Genomic DNA, 19,833 nt, shown 5'->3' on the forward strand with positions numbered 1-19,833 from the left:
CCGTGTCTAACTTTTAGGGGTCACTTCATTAGTCGCAATGTGGTGTTTTTATCTAAATTTATACTAGATTATAAAATAAACCAGCATGAACTTTATTTCTACTAAAAATAGAGTTATGGGTATTAGAAGGTTAGTGAAAACCGATGGGATTATAATTATGCTTGGTTATTTGTTTATTAATTCAGGAATCTTATCAAAATCAAAACCTTTAAACGATACAATCCTTAAAGAACCTGATGCTGTTTTTTCTAAATACTGAACACTTTGCAATGTAGCCGTGGCTCTACCCATGTTACATCTTGCTCATTTTTGGTAATGATTTGTATAGCAATTTCTCTGAATGCTACTTTTGCATTCGCTATTTACGCTTTGATTAATATGATGAATTGGAAACAACCAGGTTTCTTCGATGTATCTATGATCGTCATTTACTCACTTTGTTTGATCTTAGTGATATTAAATGTCATAGTGTATTTCAAAAAAAAAGAAGGGTTAAAATGGAGAAAAAATCGCAGACTGAAGCTAATAAACCTGACAGCCCATACTGACTTTCACACATTTGTTCTTCCTCCATCAACTTCAAATTCCATATTGTGCAATAATCGAAAAACGAACCATATTTCCAAATATCCCCTAATCATATTATCATTTTGTAAGTTGCTAACCTAAATAACAGGAGTTGTTATGAAATGAAAACACATTTTAAAATTGGACATTTCCTATTTGTTTTAGGCATCTTATCGCTTTTAATCGGATCAGCAAGATTAAATGGTGCCCTAGAATACAATTCATTTATTTCAAATAAATTATTTCAATACTATTCATTGCTATAGGGATTTCTGTTATGTTCATTTCATTCTTTGTAAAACTTCTAGAAGATGAATAACTTTACTGAACAATATCTAATTCCAATTGACCTGTTATTTCTGTACATGATCATTCCAAGCAATTTGATAAATACTTACTATCAGAGTTAGCTGGAACAAATTTAAAAGTCTCTAACAGTCGAAGGGATCGTTGCAAATTACGTTTTAAAAAAGACTATTTACGATAAAACCTGTACTCTTATTATTTTATAAGTGACATGACTTTACTGAGAAAGTGAATTAATTTCTTTATTACGAATATGAACAACTCCAGTATTACTAACTTTTATATTCACTTCTGTTATGCCTCTTTTTAAAATATGTTCTATTGCATATCTAATTTCCCATTCTTTAACCTGACCAAGATCATTTGAAATACTAGCATGGCTAGACTTTTTATTTTCACTATGAATAATGACTGTCCCTTCACATTCGTATACCTTTACAACACCACCCATAAATCCGGAAGCAATAGTTACAACATCGACTCTTTCTTTTGTGATATCTCGAAATATTTTAGTTGGAAAATTATATATTTTCGCCATTTTGACCTCTCCTTCCCTAGAACGTTTGTTTGTATCTATAATAGAACAAGCGTTTGTGTTATGGCAAGGAGAAAATTATGAAAATAAAAAAACTTTGTTATTTGATAGTGATTAAAATCTTTCTTGTATTTACTATAAGAACTAAGATTTATTAATAAATCGTTAATTTTTTAATCATAAAATATTAAATACAAAAAAATCCAGGCTCATAATTTATTAAGTACCTGGGCTTTTTTGTCATCGGGTATTGCTTTTTTAGATTAAAACTTCAACCTGTACAACTTCTGATCAAAATATTATTTTGTTGTTATGCATTCATTGTTATAGACAACCTTCTAATAAATCTGCAATTTCACGGACTGATCTATATACCTTGAGTTGTTACAACTCCATTTACTAAGATGTCCTTAACAATAAATCTGTTAGCATCTGCATTATAAAAAGCAATTAGGTTATTTTTATTCTGTTTTAAACGTTTAGAGAATTTGTCCTCATAAAATGCTGAAGGAACGCGCCCTAAAAATCCGACTCATATTTCCAATTTCAACCAAAACAACTAATAATATCAGATACCACTGATTTTATTTACAATAAATTGTTGGATACTTATATACAAAATTTCTCAGAAAGAATAGGTACACAAAGAGTAAGAAACTTGAAAAACATAATTTTTCCAGATAAATTTATACATTTGATGGGCACTAAGTGTAAATTAAAGACATAACGTTAGCTCTATTGGAAATATTATTTATTTATGCTATATTTTTTATAATGAATATAGGTATATTTACGCAAGAATTATTAACTATTAATATAAAAATGGATTAAATACTTGTACTCAATTGAGAAATTTTTATTCAGGAAGCAAACTTAACTTGGATTAAGAAAGATAACTAATCTATTTGACTACAGTATACAAAATAGTTGCCATACATTAATTCAAAACAAAAGGAGAGGGTACAAATGAATCTAAAAGAAACTATAGAAGTATTAAACAACGTAATATCCGAGAATAGTGAACTGATCAAAAACGAAGAATCTACAAAACAATTTCTAGTTTTACCATTGCTTAAAGGGTTGGGTTACGATACCTATAGTCCCCAAGAAGTCACTCCAGAATTCACAGCTGATTTTCATAAAAAAAATGAAAAAGTAGATTATGCTATTTCTATCAATGGGCAACCTCGAATTTTTATTGAGGCAAAATCAATCAATACGAAAATCAATAAAAGTGCCCCACAATTAAGTAGGTATTTCAGTACATTTCCAAGTGTTAAATTAGGGATATTAACAAACGGAATTGAGTATCACTTTTTTACTGATTTAAATAACTCAAATATAATGGATTCTAAGCCCTTTTTTATCTTCAATATTATAAATCATAATGAAGAGGATTTTGAAAATCTCATTAAGTTTTCTAAAAATTTATATGATGAAGAAACAGTAAAAATCCTCGCTGAATCGTTAATATATTTCCAATCATTTAAATCTGTAATTAAAGAAATTTTTGAATCCCCAAATGATGATTTTATCAAATTTGTTATTAAAGAACGGTTTAAATTTAAGGTAACTCAGCAGTTTATAAACACCTCTCGCCCTTTAATAGTGAAGAGTATTCAAGAGGCAATATCTGAAGTAATTAGTGAAAAATTTAATATAGATACTTCACGATCTTCTCAAGAGATTGCTAGTACTAGTATAGAAGGTATTACAAAAGAAGAAAAAAAGGTTTACTACACTCAGGATGAAATTGATTCACTAGGGAAATTTGAAGAGTTTGAGGGAGTAACAATTGTATTACCCAATCCAGATTCTTACATAAAATTATTGAAGTTAACATCAGAAGAATACTCAGTTGAAAAAGGTAACCCATTAAGTGATTTCTTTATTTCTTCCGTTGTAACTCAAGGTTCTATGATTGTTGGGTATTTAGTTGGTCAGTATGTTAATCAAATGGAAGATATAAAACTATATACCGTTAAATCTAACGAAATAGCAAGGTTTTTGGATGAAAACCCTATTCTCAAAGAGACAGGTTTTATTAACGCCCGATTAGGTTCTCGATTAAATAAAAAGAATAATGAAACAACATACTTCTTAAAAAGTTGTCTAAATAACCTTTCGTTTAGAGATATACCTAACCTTATTTCTAGAATAGAAGACACAGAGAAGTTTTTTTAAAATAAATTCCAAAGTAGAACTCAACTACATCTAATTAATAATAAAGAAGTTGAATTCCAAGCATTTCCCAACCGCTCAACCCTCTAAAATTATCAAAGAGTTGGGGAAACGAAGAAAGAAGAATCGGAGAAGTATCCTAATAATGATTTTATTAATCAGAAGTTACTCTAAAAAATAGAATAAGTTATATAGATGATTGTTTAATAATAAAAAAGTAAAAAAACCATCTGTTTATAATTTAATATCCATAAATATAATAATAAAAGAACTTCAACGTTTCCACCTGGACAAATTTATCATGTTGAATGGGATGGAGATTTTAAATACGCAGGATACCTAACAAGATTTGATTATGCATACGATCCTGATGCAGGTATTTACTTTGCAACATATAAAGGAAATATTACAATTCAATAAAATCGAATAAACACCTAATCCCCTAGAGGTTTAATAAAGCATAAATAAGCATTCTGGTCACTTTTAATAGAAGTGACCTTTTTCTTTCTATTTATCCTCGGTGAACTTAATTAATTGTCTGCCTTTTCCTTGCTAATACGCTTTTGCTATGTTGGTGTCATGTAAAACTTGATTAATTTTTCATCAACCTTGAATTGATTATCTGTAGACAAACTCAATAAAGTTTGAGTTTGTCAGTCTGAAACCTTCTTCTCTGTTTTAATGAAGGTTTGATTTATTTAGTAAAGTCCCAAGGGCAATGTTCACATTTTTTTTAAGAAGCTTCTTTACAAATCATTAGTAAATTGCCATCAATATCTTTGAACACAAAATAAAAATTATCCTGAATCTCTGTAACAAGTTCAACATTATTTTCTTTCATAAATTGGTAAGAAGCTTCAATATCATCGGTCAAAAGCTGAATTGATGGAACTTGGTAAGTGGAAATATCACCATCTTCATTTCTCCACTTTGGCATGGAATCTAGAATTAATCCAGCCGTACCTTTCATGGGTACCACGAATAAATGTCCAAAGTATTCTTCTCCCCCTTCCAAACCTAGTATTTTTCTGTACCATTCTTTTGCTTTCTCTAGGTTACGAACTGGAATAAATACACCTCCGATTCTGTTTTTTATTGGTGATTTGTAGTCATGGCTAGTCATAAATACATCCTCCCTCTATAAATGTTGATATATCAACGGTCTGACCCGTTTTTAAAGTGATGAAAATATTTTTTCACCGCATAGTACATATAGTCTTTTCTAGTTCTTCAATTCATTGTCATTTGGTGAGTACGCTTCGCTAAAGTTAATTGAAAAAAATTAACTTTTAATTCCACTATATGATGCACTAATGGATCTCTGCGATGCTTATGACGACTCACCCTCCCATGTCTCTTGGCGTCTAGCGCATACATTCCTTCGTTCGGTCTATTCATAAGGCAGAGGCTGGCGATGCTCCTTAAGGGACTCGTAGTCTTATGGTGAAAATAATGCCGGCTTCTCCGTGTCATCCTTCTGTTAGAGGTCGAGTTCTGATTGCTTAGGCTGCCTCTCCGAGACAATAAAGGTCTTTCATCATTTGGCTCACATCAAAATGTACTTTCTTCTTGCACAAGGTGTGTAAAATCTTCAGTAACTTTCCACAGAGCACGACAATCGATTGTTTCTTTCGAAGTGGATTGATGGTGCGTGTAGTGTAATAATCATGTAATTGCTTAAAGGCCTCATTATGACGAATTAACGGTATCATGACACGGAATAAAAGAGCTCGAAGTTTTCTTCTACCACGCTTAGAAATCCGTTTTTGTCCTTTATGCTGTCCAGAAGAGTTTTCACGTAATGGGAGTCCCGCTAGTTTGATTAATTGGCGTGGATGCTCATATTGTGTAAGAGAACCAACTTCGGAAAGCAGCTCGACAATTGTTACGTCTCCGATTCCAGGTACTGATGCTAAATACGCATAATCCGTCATTTGTTTTGCCAGTTCTATAAGCTGGACTGTTAATTCATCAAGCTGAGCTTGCATCAATTGATACTGGGAAAGTAGTGTAGCGATTTCAATGCGTGCCATCACTAAGCCTTCTGTCAGTCCAATCGAGCTTTGTGCCACCTCGACTAATTGTTTTGCCTTTGGTAGCTGTGGACTTTTCATCCCATCTACTTGGCGGTATAAAAATAATAATTCTTCTGGCGTTTTCCCTTGAATGTCCATCGGCAGTGGTGTCTTTTCAAGCGCCGCATACGCCATTTTCCCGAAGTTTTTAAATACCTGTGTAAACTCAGGAAAAAAGCGATCTAACCAACGGATCATTCGATTTTGTAAGGCATTTACATCTTCTTGGATTTTGGCACGCAAGGTTGTACCATTACGCAATTCAGCTTCCACGCCTTCTAGAATACGTGGGTAACTAAATCGTCCATCTCGCATTAAACGTGCAATGACGAGCGCATCCTTTTGGTCATTCTTTGTTTGAAGATTGTCATCTAGCTCTTTGGAACGATTGACATGATGAGGATTCACCATGATAAATGGAATTCCATGTGCTTGAAGATAGGCAGCGAGATTCATCCAGTAGTGACCTGTGGGCTCGAAACCGACAAGAATTTCACTTTTTTCATGGGTAGCACGTAAAGCCAGTAATCTTTCATAAAAAGCATCGAAACCTTCTCTTGTTTGCGAGAAAGGGAACGATTTATGGAGCACGCGTCCTCTTTCATCAACCGCGCATGCATAATGTGTACGCTTGGCAATATCGATACCGATGACGAGTGTTTTTTCAGAGACTTGATTAATCTTTTGGTTCCTATTAGAATTCATAAAAGGAGTCCTCCTGTGTGATAGTGGGTCAATGGCTGTTGACACTCATGCATCATACAAGAGGGCTTTTCTGATTTCAAGCCCCTGAAAATCCTTCTAACAGGAATGCTCCTTAATAATTCATTTTTACTTGTGGAACTCTATATATTTTCTATTCAACATGATATTCTACTATTCCTTCTTGCCTAAACCCGTTAGGTTGAAGGAACAACACGTTTAGAATTAACTAAATAGAAGCAGCTTAAAAATATTGTTTCTCACCCCTACGATTACCAAGCTAAGCTATCCCATCATCCATAACACAAGATAGCTTTTATTGTATAAGAAGCCTTGATTGCTCACATTAATATGAGTGTTTCGCACGCACTTATTAGGTGGTGGCGTTAGTTGACCGTCACTACCGCTCTCATTTTAGGGTTACTTCCAGATCAGAGGCCCTTTTATAGTTTCCTAAAGTATACAACAACAGCTTTAAATTATTGAATATATTCTTTTCCTTTACTTTCTAAACACAACTAACAATTTTCTCCTTTATTTTTCTCTAAAAGTTGCTTTATTTTATTATCTATATTTAATAAAACTTGTTTAATTTGTTTAATCTGATGTTCTCTTTGTAACATCTGCTCATACTTTTCTTGGAATATAACTTTTATTTCAAGTAGATTTTGTGTTTCCTCTTTTGTCAGTTTTTTATTTTGATCAATATTTCCCGACCAATCAAAAAGCATTTTGATTTCTTGGAGAGAAAATCCCGTTTGTTTAAGTTTAAGGATTGCTTCCACTGTATCAATGTCTTCCTTTTTGTAATTGCGGTGCTTATGATTAATTTCAGGATGCAATAAATTCATTTTTTCATAATAACGAATAGTATCTTTACTAAGACCAGTACATATTGCAAATTCACCAATTTTCATTATGATCCCCTTCTATCATATAAATTTGTAAACCATTAGGGCAATTATACAATGGAAAATGAAACGAATGATATGATGGCTGAATGTAATTCGTCCATTTGATAACCTTCCTTCTGTAACTGCTAGTATATGTAACAAGATAAATGCAATTAACAGTAATATAAATAACCAATCTTTGTTTGGTATACATAATATTAAGAACATACTAATTGATACGATAACAAACATGAATGTTCGTACTTCAAATCCAACTTCTTGCCATTTTTTTATCCCTGCCACTCCTATTAAAACCGCGTATAACCCAATTAGTATATTAGTTATAATTACCATCTCCATCACTCCATTCTTTGATAACATTCATCTTAAAAGATGGAGCTGACTCCATGTCAACAGATAATAAACAACTTATTTTCACTTTCAAATAGGCTAAGAAATAATTCCATTAAGCTCAAGTATCATAACCTTCCTCACGAAACACCCTAGTCTAGCCCTTGAACGAGCTTTGGTTTAATTTCAAAGATTTAGGACCCTACCTAAATGTAATTTTAATCGATTTATTAGTACGACCGTGCTAAAATAAATACATGAGTAAAAAAAATAAAACAACTAACCAAAAAGAAATGTCGTTTATTGAAAAAGCCCGTAGAACTCAAATTGTGGAATGTGCTATTGAAACCATCGCAGAAGTAGGATACGCCCAAGCTTCTTTAGGTCAAATAGCAAAGCGTGCACAAATCAGTAAGGGGGTTATCTCCTATCACTTTGCAAACAAGGGGGAATTATTAGAGCAAGTTATTTACGATTACTACATGGCATGTCAAGCCTATACTGCACCTCTAATAGAAAATCAAAAATCTCCTATCGATATGCTTAGAGTGTATATAGAATCAAACCTTCGATTCATAGACGAAAATCGGCAACATGTTTTCGCTGTTATTGAAATTGTTTCTAATGAAAGAACTGCTGATGGCAAACTTCGATTTGCAGCGGATCATGATGATACTATTTTTCTTCCAATTGAAAACATTCTTACACTAGGAATGCATGAGGGTGTTTTCCGAGAATTCACCCAATTGTCTGCGAGAGTGATGGCGTTAGCGATAAGAAATTCCATTGACGGGTTCACCATTGAATTAATGAGAAATCCCCAGTTAAATGTTGAGGAATATACGAGAGAACTGATAACAATATTCGATAAATCAACTAAAAAGTAATAGGTAAGACTTGAGGAGGATAGCTATGCATTACTATGAGGTCATTTGTTCTAGTTGTAGAAAAAAATTCAGAGTATATGAGGGGTCACTGAGATTCAGACAGTTAAAGGAAAGAACCGAGAAGATTTTTCGCTGCGAAGAATGTTATAGTAAAATTCGAATGGATGCCATTAAAAATTTTTTTAGATAGCTCTTTAGGGCGGTCTATTAGAGGTTTGAGAATAAAAGGAATTACAAGTTGAATAAGCACAAAGCCTAGGCCCAAAATTAATGAGTATCTGGGCTTTGTGAAATTATTTAGGTCTATCTTTACTTTCAACTATGCTATCGTCAGTCGTTTCTTAAAACAAATTCTATCATTTTCCTATACCTATTCATGTGTGCTTTGCAAAAATAAAAAACATCAGGCATCAGGAACAACGACTATACTCAACACATTTAAAAAGAACACCCACGTTAGACGTTCTTACGATCAATTTTTCTTGTTTAAATCATCTGGATAAATTATTGTGTTAATTACATCTCCATTTGATTCATCTTTAAAAATTACTTTGACTTTATAATCCTTTTCATCCACACCATTAAATAATTGATAGTACATACCTGTTAAAGCTAGTCCGAATGAGGCCATTGTGTCAAGACTATTATCGAATTCTTCTTTGTTTACAGATAAAGTGAATTCTGAAAAAGACTTGTCATAGGTTACATCTTTAATAGATTTAAAATCTTCACTTGCTTTAAGCTCATCTACACTTGCTAGAATGCCTTCTTTTAAACCTTTCATCATTTCTTTATGTTCTTTTTCAGACATTTTATAAGTTAAAGAACCATTTTCATTCTTACTAACTTCCTTAATCCCACTGCTTTTTGCCTTTGAAATAACAGAATCAATGTCCTGACCCTCAAAAAATATAGCTGGAATCGTTACTTCTACATCTCCACCATCTTTGCTACCTTTTTCTTGGCCCTCACTACAACCAGATATCATAACACCTAGTAATAAAATTAATGGTAGTATCCATTTTCTTGCCATTCAATCTCCTCCTCATACACCAATATACAGAATTTGAAGAGATTACACTATACTTTATTGACATAAGGCTACTATTTATTAGCCGCTTCTACATTTTTTCATTGCATTCAGCCTTGTTCACTAATGGCTGCAATGGATAAGGGATTTTTACTAATCGTTCAATGCTTAGTAAATTTGACAAATATTTTGATATAATCAATCATGTCGTTGTTTTACATTTTCTTCAACAAAGGTTGTGATGAATTTTTATGTTTGCAGTACTTTTGGCTATAAGTATTGGAGCTATTCTTGCTGTGCAAACAGCCATTAATGCTCAATTAAGAAAGTTTGTGATTTCTCCTTTTTTAGCTTCAATGATTTCCTTCGCTGTTGGTGTCATCTTCTTAACTATTACATTAGTAAGTAGTGGTTCATCACTGGGGATTCCCTTAGATTTATTGTTGAACCAACCTATCTATATATGGTTGGGGGGAATTGGTGGCGCTATTGCGATAACTACTAACATTCTCTTGTTTCCTAAATTGGGAAGTGTGCAAACAACTATCCTACCGATCTTTGGAATGACGCTCATGAGTATGTTAATCGATCATAATGGCTGGTTTAATGCAACACAATATTCCTTTGGATGGAATCGAATCTTTGGCATATTACTAGTCTTACTAGGCGTCCTTTTAGCTACAGCTATACGAAGCAAGAAAAATGAACAGTATTTTCCCCAAACAAATAAGGAGAGTGTGCGGAATCTATGGATTTGGCGCATAGTAGGGATTCTAGCAGGAATGTTACTAGCTATCCAAATCGCTGTTAATGGGCAATTAGGAAAAGTTCTTCACTCTTCTTCTCATGCTGCCCTTGTTTCATTCTTTGTTGGTACTATTACCTTGAGTATAGTTGTTGGGTTAAAGGATCGATCTTACTCAAATATTAAAGAACCTTTTAAACAAGCTGCCCCTTGGTGGATCTGGATTGGCGGGATTCTAGGAGGATCTTATGTTCTCATCAATGTATTTCTTGTCAATCAAATTGGAAATGGCCAAACTGTAGTCCTTGCTTTATTCGGTCAAATCACTGGTAGCTTGCTTGTACAGCAATTCGGATTGTTTAACTCGCTAAAGAATCGAATTCAACCATTACAAATAATTGGTTTAATGGTGATGATAGCTGGTGTATTTTTAATCAGGATATTTTAAATAATTTTCTTTGCTAACCTTGATCGATGCAGCTCTTTTTCAAAAATGGATGCGACATTTCCCCAAAACATAAAACCAGAGTTCATCTACAAAATGTAGCATAAACTCTGGTGACGATGGTGGCCTAACTTTATTTTATGAATTGCCTCATGATTATTTCTTCGCCGATACGTCCTATTAGCCTCTCATTCGTATCTTCAAACCCTACTTTTACATATAGTTTCTGTGCTGGTATATTATCTTTGTCTACAACTAAAACAATTTCATCGCAATTAGGAAATTCTGCTTTAACAAACTCAACTAGTAATGTCATTCCTTGTTTTGCATAGCCCTTCCCTTGTTCTGTATGATTAATTGATAATGCAGATAATAGCATCGCATTTCTATTCGTAGAATATTTCTTAACTCGTTCATTTGCATTTAGGAGAAAGAAACCAACAGGTGTATTTTCACTTAGAATTACAATGCGATGCTGTCCTTCATTAATTTCCTCAAAATTGCTCGGCAGTGCAGAAAATTGTTTTTGCTCTTCAGTAAGTACAAAAGCGTTCAGTCCTTGCATATATTCACTTGAAAAATGTTTTAATTCAACCTCTTTCAATTTTTCCATTACATAATTCTCCATTCACTTTTTCTATACTTTACCATTTTAATAGGTTGTGGTCATTCATTTATTTGAAATTTCGAAAAACAATACGTTCGTTAGATAAATAAATCACGTAAAAAATGCCCAGGCTCACATTAATTTGAGTACCTAGGCTTTGGTGTTTCTTAGTATATTCATCCTAATAACGTTTTTGGATTTGCCGCTAACACTCTACAGGCTTCATGTTGTACTTTTGTTAGCAATGTAAACTTTACTTGATTTCGTTCACTAACACTGCCGTATTTGGAGCAACAATCGCTTCAATGCCCGAAGCTTTGTAGCTAACTCGGATTGACTCGTTGCTTTTATATAAATGGAAAGTATCCGAACTAAAAACAAATTCCCCGTTCTCATCTAAAAGCGGTGAATAGGTGATATCATAATGGAACTTTATGTCCTTTGCATCGGCTGGCATATCTCGTTCAGGTTGATAATCCTCAGGAACTTCCGTTGTAACGTATCTAAAAAATAGTTGTATGTCGTTTTCATCTATTTTTTTCCAAAGGTCATATGTATTTCCTTGCGCCTTCATACCATCAAAATAAGTTGTTTCCTTTTCTTTATCAGTAAGGGGCAGATAAGGAACGGCTGCTTTTGCTAATTCCGTTATTTTTATTCTTTTCGTTTCTTTCCCTGCGGCATTATAAACCAATAGTGTTTTGTCTATACTTCCAAACAAATCATCTCTTTTTCCAACTAGAAGATGGTTTTGAAAGGTTAAAAACACCTCATCATTTTGCAAATCTACATTATATTGATTTACAACTTTATTCATCTCTTTATTCATGAAATGTTCTTCAAGGATATATTTTAAATTTCCTAATCCCAATAAAGGAATTATTGCTGCGATGATGATGCTTAAAAACAACAAACCAAATTTTTTGGATAAACTAATCTTATTTTTAATAAAGATGATTGGAATACCCACCGCAAAAGTAAAACCTAATAAGCCAACATATGCAAAAAATTGCATCAACCCTAATTCATCTTTTTCGTACATATTAATATATACACACATACCAAGTAGAATGATAGCGATTAATCGTATCAATTGATTTTTCATAAAATACTTCCTTCCTTTTACAAACCTCTAAAAGCTATTATCAGCTCTGTTAAATAAACTGGAGGAATTATTTCCTTCCTGTATATTTGTTACGTATTAACTTCCGATAGCTATATTTGCTCCTAAGCTATGTACCATTTTTCTATCGTTTTATAGTGACTAATTAGCGTTCTATTCCAATTCCATAGAATACTTTACCTATCAAATCTTAACAATGTCTTGCCTTCTTTTATATATGTAATTTTTCCCTTTTTCCACTTCCCTTCTTCATAAATGGAAGGAGCATTACTTTTAGAAATGTACAACTAACTAATAGAAATATCGTTATTGTAAATATTGGAGGAGACTGGAATGGTGCATAAGAGATTTTTTCTTACTTTATCGTATATTGTTTATTTTGTAACCGTACTTTTCTTAACTTATAGTATCCAATGGTTGACTGTGCTTTTTATGTGAGGTATTCGATTTGCAGCTGCAGAAAGTTATCCAGGGGATTTGAGTAGTATTTCTTTAGTTTTATGGAGCTTCTTATTTTCTAGCATTCATTTTATAATTATAACAATGTATTTTTCCTTAAAATCATTTTTATAGTACATATCAGCAAGATAAACTGCTAAATCCTCGTTACTTATGGATAATACTACTCTTTAGGATCAATATCACAAGTGTGTCTCTACCATCTCTAAAAATATAAAAGACAGCAAGTATTAAAATCTCATTGGTTTACTTTCTCTTGGATATTGTTACAGGGATAGTGGCAACCATTAATATTAACCCTAGAGAGAGGATATTTTAAACATTCATTCGTTGAATACCCCAATAAATAAGGCATACCTATTAAAGCCATTACTACTCCAACTACAAACAAACCCATTTCAATTTTTCTAATTATATTTCCCTCCCATCTCTTACCACTTTTTATTCATTTTTCCCTACAACCAGAGAGGCTTTATCTAAGGAGCTTCTTTAATTTTATTACACTTGCACCAACAATTATGCAGGTGTTTAAAGCGGGAGATTCGAATCCGAACAAAGTAAAGCGTATTGTTTATGGACAAGCTACCTCTGACGCAAATGGAATAGCCACATTTTATTTTACAGACAATGCATTAGCTAATGGCAATCCTCTTTTATCCTCTATTGATTATGCAGTGGCAAGCGTATACTCGACAAATCCAACGATAAACTTAAGACCAAGCGTTCAAATGAGAGAGAAGAATATGAATGGGAAATATGTCTCTGCTAATATTACAAATATTAGTGGTGTGACAGTATTAGGAATTAGTGTGTTAGGTTCGGAAAATCCGGTAAGTGGCGTGATTGTAGATTTTATGGTTTTAGGTAGTTTTGATTTGTAAACATCATACTAAAAATACAAAATCTCACTCCCTCTTGAAAATTTTATGTACCTTCTTTTTAAATGTGGATGGGTCAATAATTAGTTTCAGTTTCCCGTGATTTTATGAGCACTTTTGAAATGCAGGTTGTTTACAGGAAATTTTCTTACTAAGGGGCTTTGGGAAGGGGCATTAATTTTAATAAACAATAAAATTTCGATATATAGTGAGGTAAAAAATATAGACAAAGTCGAATAAATCGACTTTGTCTACGGAAACCACTCTATTTAAGAATGTTTTTCTTCAATTAAAAATTAAAGTTTTACGATGTTAGCAGCTTGTGGTCCGCGTTGACCTTCTTCAACTGTGAATTCAACTTTTTGACCTTCTTCAAGTGATTTGAAACCTTCACCTTGGATAGCTGAGAAGTGAGCGAATACGTCTTGTCCGCCTTCTACTTCGATGAAACCGAAACCTTTTTCTGCGTTAAACCATTTTACTGTACCTTGTGTCATTTAAATGACCTCCAATAATGTTATTAAATAAAATCATACTACTTCCAAAGAAAAAAATTCACATATTACAAAAAGTAACTAACAAAACACGATTACTCTTTGTAATATGTGAATTTATTATTTCTTTTAAGAAAGATTCTATTACATACAGTATATGATAAAAAATCGTATTAGTCCAGTGTAAAGTGAATTTTTTTATCAATGAAAGCTAAAACCTACACGTACCACCTATTTACAAGGTTAAAATTAGTCATTTCACCACCATTAAGAAGCTATAGATTATTTATTGAGGAGTTGGAAACTACATTACCTTGGCCTTCATTATTGCTGCTCACAGCTAACATCGTGCCGTCAGCCTTTAGCCCAACAGTTTGACGATAACCCGTAGCTATAAGTAGCTAGAGGCAATTGTTAGCGATATTCCTTACCTCATATTTTTTTGAAGCTGAATATTACATTTTAGGACTCAATTGCCCTATGCTTCCTTAGGCTCCACATGGACATGCACTTCATAAACCCCTTGCTCTTCCACCATATTTTTTTCAACAACAGAAGCAACATCGTGAGCTTTCGTAATATCCAACTTGGCATCTACTAGTATAACCACATCAATAACCTCGTTATTACCATAATTTCTTCCTCTGATTTCCTTCAATCCCTTAACACCATCTATTTTTAAAATAATCTCTTTGTATGTTTGAAGAATTTTCTCATCAAATCCATCCGATAGTTCATGAGAAGCTTCCTTAAAAATCTCCCAAGCTGTTTTACAAATGATGAGACCTACGACAATCGCAGTTACTGTATCTAACCACGGCATATGCAGTTGTGACCCTAAAATTCCTCCAGCGGTTCCAATACTTACCCAAGCATCTGACAAATTATCTTTCGCTGCAGCCATAACGGCTTTACTATTGACTTTTTCAGCCAATTGTTTGTTGTAACGATAGACAAAATACATCACCAAAGCTGATCCTAACCCTACATAGGCTGCAATCATATCTGGCGATTCCTTTCCGCCTTGAAAAATGGAAGAAAAAGCACCCACTAATACTTGAATACCCACGGCCATCATAATAAATGAAGCGACCATTGAGGCAATGGTTTCACTTTTCCAATGACCATAGCGATGATCATGATCTGCTGGTTTTTGTGAAAGCTTTAGTCCAATAAGTACTGCAATAGAGGCAATAATATCTGTCGTATTATTCAATCCATCTGCCTTTAAAGCCTCTGAACCACTCATGTAACCAATGCCAACTTTTATGATGGATAAAATTATATAAGCAATAATACTGATGATGGCACCACGTTCACCTAATTTAAGATTATTATATCTTTCTGCTTCCAATTCACTTACCTCCCACTTACGTACATTACCATCATAACAACCTAATATCGAGTGGGTCTACAGCAACCTTTTTGCCTTACTATAGATAAGTAGGAGGAAGATAAAAGTGTTGATTAGGGGAAAAAATAAAGCCCTTAGGAAGAAACTCAGTCACTGGTTCAAAACCTAGAAATTATTATATTAACCGAATAAAATAGTAGTGTATCTGTTCTTTATGATTTTTTCCTCCAACGAACACACCTAACCAATCTTGGTCATTTCCAATCCGGAAGTGACCCTTTTTTTAAGCAAGTAAAAAAGCCTTGCCACAAATCATAGCAAGACTTTGATCTCAATTATCCTCGCAGAAATCCGCCCTCCGAGTGGATTATTTGTCCAGTGATCCAAGTAGCCTCCTCGCTAGCGAGAAAGCTAATCAATTTGGCCACATCCTCTGGTGTCCCAATCCGCCCCATTGGAAATTTAGGTAATAGATAACCTCTAATAGCATCGTTCATCCATGTAGAATCTGTTGGCCCTGGATTGACAGCATTTACGGTAATGCCCAATGGTGCTAGCTCCTGTGCTAATGATCTAGTAAAGGCTGAAATGGCCCCTTTCGTTGCTACATAAGCTAGTTCTCCCATCATAGGACCTAACTCTTGACCAGATGTCATATTAATGATTCTCCCTGAGATAAAATTAGCTTTTTCAAAAAGACGCGCAAATTCCACACAAAGGAGTAAGGTTGACCTCATATTCACCGCGTAATGATCGTCTAATGTTTGAGCATCTAACGCTAGATAACCATCTTGTGCTGAATGGGCAGCGTTATTTATTAAAATGGAAGGTACGCCTAGTTTTTCGCCAACCGTTTGGAGTATCGTTTTTGGGGATTGGGATTGCGATAAATCAATTGACATTTCTTCACAAGAAACACCCATGCTCAAAATCTCCTGTTTGAATTCTCCTATCCAATTAAGATCAGCATGCCAGTGTGTAAAAAAAATATTGATTCCATCCCCAGCTAATCTTCTACAAATAGCTGTTCCAATATCTTGTGGGTGGCTTGCACCTGTAATGATTGCTATTTTTTGTTGCGTTTTACTCATTGTTTTTACCCCCAGTATATTTGGGACGCTTTCGATGGATTATTAATAAAGGTCTGCTCCGTTTTTAGAAATCAAAACGCGAAGAATTTGCCACATGTAGAGTATGTATTCCCCTCTTCATCTAATCTGAATTCATACCAAACAAAATTCGTGATAATTTTCTAATCTAAAATTTTAATCTGATTTTGAACATCAATAGAAAAGGCTTCTACATCAAATTGATGCTGCTTTATCGTATCTTCCGCTAACTGTTGAGCCTTCTTTTTAGCCTTGTCATTTTTCTCATCTGTTAAATTAATCCTTACTTGAATCTCCTCAGATGTCATACTATGGTCAACGCTGAAGGCGCCAAAATTTTGTGCAAACATCGCCTCAAATAAATTGGCCATGACATCATTATAACTAAGCCGAGTTGAAATCGTTGCTGCTGGCTCATAGAGATTTTTTAACGTTATTTGAAAAGAGATGGGGTTTAATTCATTAGCTTTGATAACGTCCAATATGGTTTCTTCTATATGTTGCTTGGCCTTGCGATCGACCTTGTCGGGTAATGACACAAGAAGTTCTATTTTGCTATTGGGTAAAATTCCATAATCTAATTGAAAGCTATAAGCTTCTTTGCGCAATGCATGAGAAATCTCACTGATTAAAAATTGATATTGCTGAATATAACGCAATAATTCATCATTACTAGGTTGTGACATTGGAATATTTGTTTTTTCAGCATATTGAATAGGTGCATTTGCAAAAAAGAAAAATGCACCACAAACAATGATTAAAAGAAGAAACCATAACGTAAATAACTTTTTAATAAACATATATAGCCCCCTTATTCGGGACTATATGCCAAATAGCTAAAGTAAATTACGGTAGAATTTTATAAAACAACACGCGATCTTGATTTTCGCCACCATAATTACTATGAATGGATATATTTTCTATCACCTTGTCACCTTTTTCCATTCTAAAGCCCAGATTCGTGTGGAAAGCGATGGATACTTCATTAATAGGCGACGTGACACATTTCACAATATTTCGATGGTACTGCTTCACCACATGAAAGAATACATCATATAATCTTTTTGCAATATTCTGTTTTCTGTAATCAGGATGGACCCCAACAAAATGGATGAACGCTTCATTTGTCTTGGATTGCGATAAAAAGCCAATGAGGAAGCCGATGATTTCGCCATCCTTCTCCATAATAAGGCTCGTATTTGTAAAGTGATCAAAAAATAATTTAGGCAGCTTATCTGACATATTCCTACCGCCCCACCACTCATTAATTAATGGGGATAAAGTATAATAATCTGAACTCTGTACACTACGAATGTTCATGGAATCAATCCTCCTTTTCAAGTTTTACAACAGCAATACAGTAACCATAAACAGGTATGGATAAAACAATGCAGATGAATACCATCTCTATACCCTCTATCTAGGAGGGATAATCCTATTCTTATTTTAACCTACCATTTATTTCAATATCAATGGTTCGCTCATCCCTTTGCCATTACTAATGACTTTAATGTGTTGCTTAAAGCCTGAATGTGGTTCGTTGTATCTGTCATGCTTACTAGAAGCTGATTTTCGTCCTCCACTGAGTGTAGAATCTCACCAGTAGAAGCTGCATTTTGCTCCGTCATGTGATTCAGTTTTTCAATTTGCATTTGGATTACCTCGAATTGTGAGATGGCACTGCTTAATTCATGCATCCCTCTTGTTAAATCTGTATTCGTTTCCGTAAAAGAATCCTTTAAACTATTGAAGAAATGACTGACATCCTGTAAAAGCTGTTCTCCATATTGTAGCGCCTTTTCACCGTCATCAGAGCGTTGATGAGCCTCTGTTGATTTTTCAAACAAGGTTTTCGTCACATTGGTAATGCTGACAGTAATAGCAGCGCTTTCCTCTGCTAGCTTACGTACTTCATCTGCAACAATCGCAAATCCTTTACCATGCTCCCCCGCTCTAGCCGCTTCTATCGCAGCATTTAATGCCAATAAATTAGTCTGTTCTGCAATATGGGTAATCCCCTTTAAAAGACTATCCACTGTTTGTAGGCTATGTTGTAGCTCATTGACAGTTTCCGCGGTCGAGGCCATTGCATGACTCATAACGCTCATTTGAGTCATTGCATCCTGCATTTTATCCCATCCCGCTAATACTTCTTGTTGTAGCTCAGTAGATTTAGCGACCGTATCCTTTGAGATCGTCAAAGTTTTATTGACAAAATGAACCGAGTCGCCCATAGTGCCATGAATCATTTGTAAACTAGATACCTCCTGCTGAATACTTGCAGAAATATCCTCAGTCGCTACTAAAATTTGCTTACTAGAGCCAGAAATCCTCTGCATGGTTTGTTGGAATTGCGTGACATGCATGTCTAATGCCTGACTGCTCTTTTCAATTTCCTGAAAGGTATTTTGTAATTGATTGAAGGATGCTTGTACTTCATTTTGCTGCATTTCTGCATGTTGAATCAGTTCATTCCCCCATTTTGCCAGCAAATAAAAGGCAATGATAACCCCATTCATAATCGCCAAAAGTGTCACAAAGACAATGGTGTCATCAAATGGTCCTAACAATGATGACGAGTTGACCAGATATAAAATGAAAAAACTAAGATTTGTTAGAATTCCAAAGAAGACAATCAATTCTTTTTTAAAATACAGAGCAATGATGGCCACTGTGCACAGTAAAATATAATGTTTATTTAATGAAAAGCTATCAAGCAAAAATAAGGTAAACACAACACTTGATGGAATGAGGCCAAAAATAAAGCCTTTGACATACGTTTTAATAGGTAAAAAATAATTACATACTGCCAAGGCAATGACAGCTAGCCCAATAAATAAAAAATGCAAGCCCTTTGATAGAATCATTGGTCCACATATTAAAATGGCCAAAATTGAGATAATAGCCAAATTTACACGATGAACTTTTCGTGTATCATAACGAATTTTATGCTCCATTACTATCCCCCTAAAAAAAATGAATAGACATTCAGTTTAATTTTCTATTATTATATAGTATAACAACTACTTTTTGTAGCTAAATATTGCATTTATAAGCAGAATCAGCTTATTTTTGAAATAAAAGGGGGAAAT

Annotated in this window: 20 protein-coding genes; 6 read left to right on the forward strand and 14 right to left on the reverse strand. The window is 34.0% G+C overall.

Annotation, left to right across the window (positions count from 1 at the left end; all coding sequences use genetic code 11):
- Positions 1–165 precede the first annotated feature (165 nt).
- Positions 166–291 (reverse strand): hypothetical protein, encoded by a 126-nt coding sequence (locus tag MHB39_RS12670; RefSeq protein WP_342543950.1) that lies wholly within the window; start codon positions 289–291, stop codon positions 166–168.
- Positions 292–689: 398 nt separating this feature from the next.
- On the opposite strand from MHB39_RS12670, the gene MHB39_RS12675 reads away from it, so the two are divergent.
- Entirely contained in the window at positions 690–833 is a 144-nt protein-coding gene (locus MHB39_RS12675) for a hypothetical protein (RefSeq protein ID WP_342543952.1), read from the forward strand.
- Positions 834–1,090: 257 nt separating this feature from the next.
- Here MHB39_RS12675 and MHB39_RS12680 read toward each other — a convergent pair whose 3' ends face one another.
- On the reverse strand, positions 1,091–1,411 hold the full coding sequence (locus MHB39_RS12680) for a DUF1827 family protein (RefSeq protein ID WP_016993748.1): 321 nt from the start codon (positions 1,409–1,411) through the stop codon (positions 1,091–1,093).
- 963 nt (positions 1,412–2,374) lie between these two features.
- Between MHB39_RS12680 and MHB39_RS12685 the strand changes: the two genes are divergently transcribed.
- A complete protein-coding gene (locus MHB39_RS12685) occupies positions 2,375–3,592 on the forward strand; it encodes a type I restriction endonuclease (protein WP_312754632.1) in 1,218 nt (405 codons plus the stop codon).
- A gap of 730 nt (positions 3,593–4,322) precedes the next feature.
- On the opposite strand, the gene MHB39_RS12690 is transcribed toward MHB39_RS12685, so the two are convergent.
- The 3 genes from MHB39_RS12690 to MHB39_RS12700 all read right to left on the reverse strand — a co-directional run bounded on the left by MHB39_RS12690 (position 4,323) and on the right by MHB39_RS12700 (position 7,283).
- Positions 4,323–4,712, reverse strand: a complete 390-nt coding sequence (locus MHB39_RS12690) for a VOC family protein (RefSeq protein WP_342543954.1) — start codon at positions 4,710–4,712, stop codon at positions 4,323–4,325.
- A gap of 379 nt (positions 4,713–5,091) precedes the next feature.
- Positions 5,092–6,369: an IS110 family transposase gene (locus MHB39_RS12695; RefSeq protein ID WP_342543955.1), complete on the reverse strand. Its 1,278-nt coding sequence runs from the start codon at positions 6,367–6,369 to the stop codon at positions 5,092–5,094.
- A 515-nt stretch (positions 6,370–6,884) separates the two neighbouring features.
- A complete protein-coding gene (locus tag MHB39_RS12700; RefSeq protein WP_342543956.1) occupies positions 6,885–7,283 on the reverse strand; it encodes a MerR family transcriptional regulator in 399 nt (132 codons plus the stop codon).
- Positions 7,284–7,867: 584 nt separating this feature from the next.
- Here MHB39_RS12700 and MHB39_RS12705 point away from each other — a divergent pair.
- Both MHB39_RS12705 and MHB39_RS12710 read left to right on the forward strand, forming a co-directional pair.
- The gene (locus MHB39_RS12705) at positions 7,868–8,497 is read left to right on the forward strand and encodes a TetR/AcrR family transcriptional regulator (RefSeq protein ID WP_036076380.1); all 630 of its coding nucleotides are present in this window, start codon (positions 7,868–7,870) and stop codon (positions 8,495–8,497) included.
- Positions 8,498–8,522: 25 nt separating this feature from the next.
- Entirely contained in the window at positions 8,523–8,687 is a 165-nt protein-coding gene (locus MHB39_RS12710; RefSeq protein ID WP_016993754.1) for a hypothetical protein, read from the forward strand.
- A gap of 282 nt (positions 8,688–8,969) precedes the next feature.
- Here the strand turns inward: MHB39_RS12710 and MHB39_RS12715 are convergent, their stop codons facing one another.
- Positions 8,970–9,530 (reverse strand): hypothetical protein, encoded by a 561-nt coding sequence (locus MHB39_RS12715; protein WP_342543958.1) that lies wholly within the window; start codon positions 9,528–9,530, stop codon positions 8,970–8,972.
- 248 nt (positions 9,531–9,778) lie between these two features.
- Between MHB39_RS12715 and MHB39_RS12720 the strand changes: the two genes are divergently transcribed.
- Positions 9,779–10,720 carry a DMT family transporter gene (locus MHB39_RS12720; protein WP_342543959.1) on the forward strand — a complete coding sequence of 314 codons (942 nt, stop codon included), beginning with the start codon at positions 9,779–9,781 and terminating at the stop codon, positions 10,718–10,720.
- Positions 10,721–10,850: 130 nt separating this feature from the next.
- On the opposite strand, the gene MHB39_RS12725 is transcribed toward MHB39_RS12720, so the two are convergent.
- A complete protein-coding gene (locus MHB39_RS12725; RefSeq protein WP_016993759.1) occupies positions 10,851–11,330 on the reverse strand; it encodes a GNAT family N-acetyltransferase in 480 nt (159 codons plus the stop codon).
- A gap of 247 nt (positions 11,331–11,577) precedes the next feature.
- Positions 11,578–12,429, reverse strand: coding sequence for a hypothetical protein (locus tag MHB39_RS12730; RefSeq protein ID WP_339279960.1), 852 nt, complete (start codon positions 12,427–12,429; stop codon positions 11,578–11,580).
- A gap of 995 nt (positions 12,430–13,424) precedes the next feature.
- Between MHB39_RS12730 and MHB39_RS12735 the strand changes: the two genes are divergently transcribed.
- Positions 13,425–13,787 (forward strand): hypothetical protein, encoded by a 363-nt coding sequence (locus MHB39_RS12735; RefSeq protein WP_342543961.1) that lies wholly within the window; start codon positions 13,425–13,427, stop codon positions 13,785–13,787.
- A 293-nt stretch (positions 13,788–14,080) separates the two neighbouring features.
- On the opposite strand, the gene MHB39_RS12740 is transcribed toward MHB39_RS12735, so the two are convergent.
- The 6 genes from MHB39_RS12740 to MHB39_RS12765 all read right to left on the reverse strand — a co-directional run bounded on the left by MHB39_RS12740 (position 14,081) and on the right by MHB39_RS12765 (position 19,698).
- Positions 14,081–14,281: a cold-shock protein gene (locus tag MHB39_RS12740; protein ID WP_004225195.1), complete on the reverse strand. Its 201-nt coding sequence runs from the start codon at positions 14,279–14,281 to the stop codon at positions 14,081–14,083.
- A gap of 475 nt (positions 14,282–14,756) precedes the next feature.
- Complete coding sequence (locus MHB39_RS12745; protein WP_342543963.1) at positions 14,757–15,632, reverse strand: cation diffusion facilitator family transporter; 876 nt, start codon at positions 15,630–15,632, stop codon at positions 14,757–14,759.
- Between the two features lie 335 nt (positions 15,633–15,967).
- Positions 15,968–16,723, reverse strand: a complete 756-nt coding sequence (locus MHB39_RS12750) for an SDR family oxidoreductase (protein WP_312125889.1) — start codon at positions 16,721–16,723, stop codon at positions 15,968–15,970.
- A gap of 161 nt (positions 16,724–16,884) precedes the next feature.
- Entirely contained in the window at positions 16,885–17,541 is a 657-nt protein-coding gene (locus MHB39_RS12755) for a hypothetical protein (RefSeq protein WP_342543965.1), read from the reverse strand.
- Between the two features lie 46 nt (positions 17,542–17,587).
- Entirely contained in the window at positions 17,588–18,061 is a 474-nt protein-coding gene (locus MHB39_RS12760) for a GNAT family N-acetyltransferase (RefSeq protein WP_036076394.1), read from the reverse strand.
- 161 nt (positions 18,062–18,222) lie between these two features.
- The gene (locus MHB39_RS12765; RefSeq protein ID WP_036076395.1) at positions 18,223–19,698 is read right to left on the reverse strand and encodes a methyl-accepting chemotaxis protein; all 1,476 of its coding nucleotides are present in this window, start codon (positions 19,696–19,698) and stop codon (positions 18,223–18,225) included.
- Positions 19,699–19,833 lie beyond the last annotated feature (135 nt).

The sequence above is a fragment of the Lysinibacillus sp. FSL K6-4013 genome, from assembly GCF_038630435.1.
GTDB lineage: Bacteria > Bacillota > Bacilli > Bacillales_A > Planococcaceae > Lysinibacillus > Lysinibacillus boronitolerans.

Bases quoted from the DNA above. Each gene is read 5' to 3' on its own strand.
- MHB39_RS12670 (WP_342543950.1), bottom strand. From the start codon at position 291: ATGGGTAGAGCCACGGCTACATTGCAAAGTGTTCAGTATTTAGAAAAA.
- MHB39_RS12675 (WP_342543952.1), top strand. From the start codon at position 690: ATGAAAACACATTTTAAAATTGGACATTTCCTATTTGTTTTAGGCATC.
- MHB39_RS12680 (WP_016993748.1), bottom strand. From the start codon at position 1,411: ATGGCGAAAATATATAATTTTCCAACTAAAATATTTCGAGATATCACA.
- MHB39_RS12685 (WP_312754632.1), top strand. From the start codon at position 2,375: ATGAATCTAAAAGAAACTATAGAAGTATTAAACAACGTAATATCCGAG.
- MHB39_RS12690 (WP_342543954.1), bottom strand. From the start codon at position 4,712: ATGACTAGCCATGACTACAAATCACCAATAAAAAACAGAATCGGAGGT.
- MHB39_RS12695 (WP_342543955.1), bottom strand. From the start codon at position 6,369: ATGAATTCTAATAGGAACCAAAAGATTAATCAAGTCTCTGAAAAAACA.
- MHB39_RS12700 (WP_342543956.1), bottom strand. From the start codon at position 7,283: ATGAAAATTGGTGAATTTGCAATATGTACTGGTCTTAGTAAAGATACT.
- MHB39_RS12705 (WP_036076380.1), top strand. From the start codon at position 7,868: ATGAGTAAAAAAAATAAAACAACTAACCAAAAAGAAATGTCGTTTATT.
- MHB39_RS12710 (WP_016993754.1), top strand. From the start codon at position 8,523: ATGCATTACTATGAGGTCATTTGTTCTAGTTGTAGAAAAAAATTCAGA.
- MHB39_RS12715 (WP_342543958.1), bottom strand. From the start codon at position 9,530: ATGGCAAGAAAATGGATACTACCATTAATTTTATTACTAGGTGTTATG.
- MHB39_RS12720 (WP_342543959.1), top strand. From the start codon at position 9,779: ATGTTTGCAGTACTTTTGGCTATAAGTATTGGAGCTATTCTTGCTGTG.
- MHB39_RS12725 (WP_016993759.1), bottom strand. From the start codon at position 11,330: ATGGAAAAATTGAAAGAGGTTGAATTAAAACATTTTTCAAGTGAATAT.
- MHB39_RS12730 (WP_339279960.1), bottom strand. From the start codon at position 12,429: ATGAAAAATCAATTGATACGATTAATCGCTATCATTCTACTTGGTATG.
- MHB39_RS12735 (WP_342543961.1), top strand. From the start codon at position 13,425: ATGCAGGTGTTTAAAGCGGGAGATTCGAATCCGAACAAAGTAAAGCGT.
- MHB39_RS12740 (WP_004225195.1), bottom strand. From the start codon at position 14,281: ATGACACAAGGTACAGTAAAATGGTTTAACGCAGAAAAAGGTTTCGGT.
- MHB39_RS12750 (WP_312125889.1), bottom strand. From the start codon at position 16,723: ATGAGTAAAACGCAACAAAAAATAGCAATCATTACAGGTGCAAGCCAC.
- MHB39_RS12755 (WP_342543965.1), bottom strand. From the start codon at position 17,541: ATGTTTATTAAAAAGTTATTTACGTTATGGTTTCTTCTTTTAATCATT.
- MHB39_RS12760 (WP_036076394.1), bottom strand. From the start codon at position 18,061: ATGAACATTCGTAGTGTACAGAGTTCAGATTATTATACTTTATCCCCA.
- MHB39_RS12765 (WP_036076395.1), bottom strand. From the start codon at position 19,698: ATGGAGCATAAAATTCGTTATGATACACGAAAAGTTCATCGTGTAAAT.